The following is a 385-nucleotide window of genomic DNA, read 5'->3' as shown; positions in this document are numbered from 1 at the left end:
TACTTGTTCTTCCCTAACAACAGAGTTTTACGACCCGAAAGCCTTCATCACTCACGCGGCGTTGCTCCGTCAGACTTTCGTCCATTGCGGAAGATTCCCTACTGCTGCCTCCCGTAGGAGTCTGGGCCGTGTCTCAGTCCCAGTGTGGCCGATCACCCTCTCAGGTCGGCTATGCATCGTTGCCTTGGTGAGCCGTTACCTCACCAACTAGCTAATGCACCGCGGGCCCATCTGTAAGTGATAGCCGAAACCATCTTTCAATCATCTCCCATGAAGGAGAAGATCCTATCCGGTATTAGCTTCGGTTTCCCGAAGTTATCCCAGTCTTACAGGCAGGTTGCCCACGTGTTACTCACCCGTCCGCCGCTAACGTCATAGAAGCAAG

General features: G+C 53.5%; 1 rRNA gene. It reads right to left on the bottom strand.

Annotation, left to right across the window (positions count from 1 at the left end):
• Positions 1 to 385 (bottom strand): 16S ribosomal RNA (locus tag AC2YJL_RS27665); the annotation flags it as partial.

Source organism: Priestia sp. SRI_019, from assembly GCF_057586255.1.
The sequence above is the reverse complement of the archived record's forward strand: the minus strand, read 5'-3'. Positions and strand labels throughout refer to the sequence as shown.